Origin of the sequence: Paenibacillus periandrae, assembly GCF_022458865.1 — a bacterium.
GTDB classification, from domain to species: Bacteria; Bacillota; Bacilli; order Paenibacillales; family NBRC-103111; genus Paenibacillus_S; species Paenibacillus_S periandrae.
In genome coordinates this window covers 1-298 of sequence record NZ_JAJNMU010000172.1, presented here as the reverse complement: position 1 = coordinate 298, position 298 = coordinate 1, and the positions used below count along the sequence as shown (strand labels likewise).

The following is a 298-nucleotide window of genomic DNA, read 5'->3' as shown; positions in this document are numbered from 1 at the left end:
AAGCACAAAGCCAAGCTTCAGGAAAAAGTTCAGACGCTATTTGCCACCATCGAAGAAACGGAGAAACAAGAAGAAAAGACCCATGGCAGTGGAGACCTGCGTGAGCTAGGCGAAGCTTCGCAGATGATAGCTGTCTCGTCCACCTCCGGTATAAGCCGCGTCAAGCTTATCCACGGCTTCATTAACGACACGAACGAGATGATTTAGAGGAATGTCCTCTTCCAAATCCATTGGCAAGCATAGTTGGTCCATGGTATATTGAATGTACAAAGAAACCGTTCCTTTCGTAAGTGGGTGG

At 47.3% G+C, this 298-nt stretch carries 1 pseudogene; it reads left to right on the top strand.

Annotation, left to right across the window (positions count from 1 at the left end):
- Positions 1 to 207, top strand: a pseudogene (locus tag LRL21_RS45095) (hypothetical protein); the annotation flags it as partial.
- Positions 208 to 298: the final 91 nt, after the last annotated feature.